Source organism: Ancylobacter lacus, assembly GCF_018390635.1.
GTDB lineage: Bacteria > Pseudomonadota > Alphaproteobacteria > Rhizobiales > Xanthobacteraceae > Ancylobacter > Ancylobacter lacus.
On the sequence record NZ_JAHBGE010000044.1, the window covers coordinates 369,746 to 374,670 of the forward strand.

Annotated in this window: 9 protein-coding genes; 8 read left to right on the forward strand and 1 reads right to left on the reverse strand. The window is 76.5% G+C overall.

Features of this window, described 5'->3' with window-relative positions; translation table 11 throughout:
• Nucleotides 1–281: 281 nt before the first annotated feature.
• Nucleotides 282–1,043, reverse strand: a complete 762-nt coding sequence (locus KHC27_RS10580; RefSeq protein ID WP_213338709.1) for a S1 family peptidase — start codon at nt 1,041–1,043, stop codon at nt 282–284.
• Nucleotides 1,044–1,171: 128 nt separating this feature from the next.
• Here KHC27_RS10580 and KHC27_RS10585 point away from each other — a divergent pair, with 128 nt between their 5' ends.
• The 8 genes from KHC27_RS10585 (at nt 1,172) to KHC27_RS10620 (ending at nt 4,842) form a co-directional block, all read left to right on the forward strand.
• A complete protein-coding gene (locus KHC27_RS10585; protein ID WP_213338710.1) occupies nt 1,172–1,738 on the forward strand; it encodes a head-tail connector protein in 567 nt (188 codons plus the stop codon).
• The gene (locus tag KHC27_RS10590; protein WP_213338711.1) at nt 1,735–2,055 is read left to right on the forward strand and encodes a head-tail adaptor protein; all 321 of its coding nucleotides are present in this window, start codon (nt 1,735–1,737) and stop codon (nt 2,053–2,055) included. Before KHC27_RS10585 ends, KHC27_RS10590 begins: the two co-directional genes overlap by 4 nt.
• 82 nt (nt 2,056–2,137) lie before the next feature.
• Nucleotides 2,138–2,293, forward strand: coding sequence for a hypothetical protein (locus KHC27_RS10595; RefSeq protein WP_213338712.1), 156 nt, complete (start codon nt 2,138–2,140; stop codon nt 2,291–2,293).
• Entirely contained in the window at nt 2,290–2,712 is a 423-nt protein-coding gene (locus KHC27_RS10600; protein ID WP_213338714.1) for a DUF3168 domain-containing protein, read from the forward strand. Before KHC27_RS10595 ends, KHC27_RS10600 begins: the two co-directional genes overlap by 4 nt.
• Nucleotides 2,713–2,925: 213 nt before the next feature.
• On the forward strand, nt 2,926–3,333 hold the full coding sequence (locus KHC27_RS10605; RefSeq protein WP_213338715.1) for a phage major tail protein, TP901-1 family: 408 nt from the start codon (nt 2,926–2,928) through the stop codon (nt 3,331–3,333).
• 10 nt (nt 3,334–3,343) lie between these two features.
• A complete protein-coding gene (locus KHC27_RS10610) occupies nt 3,344–3,760 on the forward strand; it encodes a gene transfer agent family protein (protein WP_213338718.1) in 417 nt (138 codons plus the stop codon).
• 113 nt (nt 3,761–3,873) lie between these two features.
• The gene (locus KHC27_RS10615; RefSeq protein ID WP_213338719.1) at nt 3,874–4,095 is read left to right on the forward strand and encodes a rcc01693 family protein; all 222 of its coding nucleotides are present in this window, start codon (nt 3,874–3,876) and stop codon (nt 4,093–4,095) included.
• Between the two features lie 159 nt (nt 4,096–4,254).
• Nucleotides 4,255–4,842: a phage tail tape measure protein gene (locus KHC27_RS10620; protein ID WP_213338724.1), complete on the forward strand. Its 588-nt coding sequence runs from the start codon at nt 4,255–4,257 to the stop codon at nt 4,840–4,842.
• The last annotated feature ends 83 nt before the right edge of the window (nt 4,843–4,925 follow it).

Consider the following 4,925-nt stretch of genomic DNA (forward strand, 5'->3'; position numbering starts at 1 on the left):
ATGATGGTGTCTCCAGATCGGGGCGGCGGTCGGTGTCGGCCGCGCCGTTTCGTTGGAGTGAAGGTAGGTCTGGCGACGTCGCATTGCCAATTGTGAAGCAGCGCAGCATATTTTGCATTGCTGCAAGGAACTTCTGCGTGAGCGGTGTAACACCCGCCCGAAACGGCGCCTCCGGCTGGCGCGCGCCCCAGCGGCCGGCATCGCGGCCGGGCGGGATGCGGCGTGCCCTGCCACCTATGTAGGGACGGATCTGCGGATTCGCCTTCGCCGCCGATCGGCCGCTAGTCCAGCGCCGCGCCCATCGCCCGGGCGACCCCGTCGATCCAGCCGCGCTGCGGGCCGACCAGGGTCGCGCCGGTGACGCCGCCGCAGCCGCGGGCGCCGCCGCCGGCGGTGGACCAGCCGATGATGCCGGTCACCACCCCATCGGCCAGCGCCGGGCCGCCGCTGTCGCCGGTGCAGCCGCCCGCCGCCGAACCGCGCGACAGCCGGATCATGATCCCGCCGGTGGTGCCGACCATCGGCAGGCTCACCGTGCGCAGCGTGCCGGCGGACGTGCCTTTGCCGTCGCGCACCACGCCGAAGCCGGCGAGGGTGAAGCTGGTGCCGCGCGCCGGAAGCGCGGGGTCGGCCGAGAGCCGGGCCGGCACGAAGCGCGCCGGCAGCGGCCCGGCGAGCTGGAGCAGCGCGAGATCGGGCGTCGGCCGGCGGGTGCTGAAGGAATCGGGATCGAAGCCCGGGTGCAGCGCCACCCGGCTGGCCGGCAGGATGTGCGGCCCGTCCGGCTCGATCACGGCGACCGCGTAGTCCGCCTTGGGCTGCACGCAATGCGCCGCGGTGAGCACCACCGAGGCGCTGAGCACCACCCCGGTGCACACCGCGCCGCGGGTCGAGACGATCATCACCGTCTGCGCGGCGAGGGTGCCGCCCGCCGGCTGGCCGCCCACGATGGCGGCGGCGGGCGGGGCGGTGCCAAGGACGGCGCCGAGGCCGGCGGCGAGCCACAGCAGACAGGCGGACAGGGTGCGGCGCGGGGCTCTCATCGGGCTCTCCTCCGCCCCCTTCTCGCCGCCCCGGCCCGTGCGGTCAACCGCGCGGACACGGCCGGGCGACCGCCCCTCCACCGCGCGCGGCCCGGCGCCGCCGTTCCGCCCCCACCACGGAGCCCACTATGCCCGCCCTGCTTCTTGCCGGCCCCGCCGCCGAGCCGCTGACGCTCGCCGAGGCCAAGGCGTTCCTGCGCATCGACCACGACGCCGAGGACGCGCTGGTCGCCGCGCTCGTCACCGCCGCCCGCGCCACCGTGGAGGCGCTGACCCGGCGCGTCCTCATCGACCAGCAGTGGCGCGTGGTGCGCGATGCCTGGCCGGCCTCCGGGCTGCTGCGGGTGCCGGTGAACCCGGCGCGCGCGATCCTCGCCGCCCACGTGCTGGATGCCGAGGGCGGGGAGGTGGCGGTGCCGCTCGCCGCGCTGCGGCTCGATGGCGCCCGGCTGCCGGGGCTGATCCGGGTCGAGCCCGGCGCGGTGCCGGCCCCGGCGCGGCGCCCCGGCGGCATCCGCATCGACCTCCGGGCCGGCCACGGCCCCGGCGCGGCGGATGTGCCCGCCCCGCTGGTGGCGGCGGTGCGGCTGGTGCTGGCGCATTTCTACGAGCATCGCGACGTGCCCGCCGCCGCCAGCGCCTTTCCCGCCAGCCTCGACACCCTTGTGGCGCCGTGGCGGGTGGCGCGGCTGTGAGCGGCATCGGCGCCTTCCGCCATCGTCTCGTGCACGAGACGCCGGTGGAGACCGCGGACGGCATGGGCGGCGTCACCCGCCGCTTCGTCGCCATCGACCGGCTGTGGGGCGCGCTCGAAACCACCGCCGCGCCCGCCGAGGTCGCCGACCGGCCGGTGGCGCTGGCGCAGCATCTGGTGACGGTGCGCGCCCCCGCCTCGCTGGAGCCGGGCGACCAGCTCCGCCTCGGCACCCGCCGCCTCACCGTGGAGAGCGTGATCGACCCCGACGGCCGCGGCCGCCTGCTGCAGTGCCGCTGCCGCGAGGAACAGCCCTGAGCGGCGGCCATCGATACCCCGGTGCGGCGCGGCCGCCGCGCGGCCAACGGCGTCCTGAGCCGGCAAAAGGAGTCTGCGATCAATGTCATCCGGTCCTGTCTTCGCGGCCCGCCTGAAGGGCCTCGACCCGCTGCTGCGCCGCCTGCGGGCGGCCGCCACCCCGCCGGTCACGCCGGCCGCCGCCGGTGTGGCCGGCCGCACGCCGGGCGCGGGGTCCGGCCCGGTGCCGGCGCCATGAGCCCGGCGCCGATCGCCGCCCCGGCGCTCGCGCTGCGCCGGGCGGTGCACGCGGCGCTGAGCGCCGACACCGTGCTGCTGGCGCTGCTCGGCGGGCCTCGGGTGCACGATCTGCCGCCGCCGACCCCGGCCTTTCCCTATGTCACGCTGGGCGAGGCGCAGATCGCCGACTGGTCCACCGCCACCGAGCGCGGCCAGGAGCACCGCCTCACCTTGCACGCCTGGTCGCGCCAGGGCGGGCATGGCGAGGTCCATGCCGTAGCGGAGGCGGTGCAGCAGGTGCTGCACGACGCGGCGCTGGTGCTGGAAGGCTGCCGGCTGGTGAATCTGCGGCTGTCCTCGGCCGATATCCGCCGCGAGGCCGGCGGCACGCTCTACCACGCGCTGATCCGGTTCCGCGCCGTGCTCGAAACCGATTGAAGCGGCACGACGGTCTGAGAAAAGCCGGCTAAGCGATTCCGCCGACTCCGCATTTATCGCCCGGCTAAAGCGCCTTCTCAGCTCACTTGCGACGATTTCCTGAATCGGAACATGAGCTTGCGGCGGTGGCGGGATGCCGCGGCGCGGGCCGGACCCTCGCAACAGGGTACCGGCGCAGGGTTAATCCACGCTTAACGGGAAAGGGGCCGCGCCATGGCCGCGCAGAAGGGCAGCGAGCTGCTTCTCAAGATTCACGACGGCACCGCCTTCGTCACCGTGGCCGGGCTGCGCTCCCGGCAGATCGCCTTCAACGCCGAGCCGGTGGACGTCACCAGCGCCGAGAGCGCCGGGCACTGGCGCGAGCTGCTGGCCGGGGCCGGGCTCAAGCGCGCCTCGGTCTCCGGCTCCGGCGTGTTCAAGGACGCCGCGTCGGACGCGCTGATGCGCCGGGCCTTCTTCGAGGGCACGGCGCTGCCGGCGCAATGGGTGGTGCCGGATTTCGGCACGATCGAGGGCCTGTTCGTGCTCTCCAGCCTGGAGATCGCCGCCGAGCACGACCGCGAGGTGAGCTTCACCCTGGCGCTGGAAAGCGCCGGCGCCCTGACCTTCGCCGCGTTCTGAGGAGATGCCCATGGCCAACCGGCATCGCGGCGAGATCGCCGCCGAAATGGGCGGGCGGGTGCGCACGCTGGTCCTCACCCTCGGCGCCCTTGCCGAGCTGGAGGAGGCGTTCGGCGCCGAGGACCTGCTGGCGCTGGCCGAGCGGTTCGAGCGCGGCCGGCTCTCCGCCCGCGACGCGCTGCGCATTCTCGCCGCCGGCCTGCGCGGGGCGGGCGAGGCGGTGACCGACGCCGAGGTGGCGGCGATGACCGTGCCCGGCGGCGCCACCGGCTATGCCCGGCTGGTGGGCGCGCTGATCGGCGCCACCTTCGGCGCCCCGGCCGAGGGCGCGGGGGAGGCGGCGGCGGGGGCGCCCGCGCGCCCTTTCCCGGCCGCGCCGCCCCTCCCGCCGCCGCCCCCCGGACCACGGCCGGCGCCGCCGGCGTGACCGCCGCCGGTTCAGGCGGCGGGGCGGGCGTAGACGCTCGGGAGGGCGGGGGCCGGGCCGCTGGGGAGCCTGTCGCCCCGCGTCGGCCGGCTGCGGCGGGCGGAAGCCAGGGGGTGGCCGCCTTTCCCTGGGAGGAGGCGATGGCGTTCGGCTTCGGCCATCTGCGCCTCGCCCCCGACGGCTTCTGGCGGATGACGCCGCGCGAGCTGGCCGCCGCCATGCGGGCCGGGCTCGGCCCGCCGCGCCCCCGGCTCGACCGGGCCGGGCTCGCCGCGCTGATGGCGCGGTTCCCCGACGCGCCGGCACACCCGCCGCGCCCGGCCGACCCGGCCTGAGCTGGCCGGCGCTGCCGACCGATCCTTTCGGCCCCCCGCCGCACCGGCGGGGGGCTCTGCGCTCGCCCCGCGCCGTGCCGCCGCTCCCCCGCGGCGCCGGGGCGCGGCGGGGCGCCTTCTCCCCCGGCGCCCCGCCATCCCTTTGCACAGGAGGCCCTCATGGCCGAGACCACCTCGCTCGATGTCGAGATCACCGCCGACACTACCGCCTTTCGCCGCGAGATCGCCGACACCGAGCGGCTGGCCCGCGGCTTCGGCCGCTCGCTGGGCGACGCGCTCAGCGCCGCGGTGGTGAAGGGCCGCGACGCCGGCGACGTGATGGCGGCGCTCGGCCAGCGGCTCTCGGCGCTGGCGCTCGATGTCGCGCTGCGCCCGGTGCAGCAGAGCCTCACCGGCCTGCTCGGCGACGTGCTGGGGCAGACTTCCGGCTTCGCCACCGGCGGGGTGTTCGCCGCCGGCCTCGCCGGCCGGGTCACGCCCTTCGCCAATGGCGGGGTGGTGGCGGCGCCGACCTATTTCCCGATGGACGGCGCGCTCGGGCTGATGGGTGAGCGCGGCCCGGAGGCGGTGCTGCCGCTGCGGCGCGGCGCTGATGGCCGGCTCGGCGTCGGCGCCGGGGGCGGAGGGCGGGCGATGAACGTCACCGTCAATGTCGCGACGCCGGACGCCGCCTCGTTCCGCCGCTCCGACGCCTATCTCTCCGGCCTCGTCGCCCGCGCCGCCGCGCGCGGCCAGCGCGGGCTGTAAGGGCGGCGCGGTATTCCGCCGGAACCGGCCGCCGCGCGCGGCCAGCGCGGGCTGTAAGGGCGGCGCGGTATTCCGCCGGAACC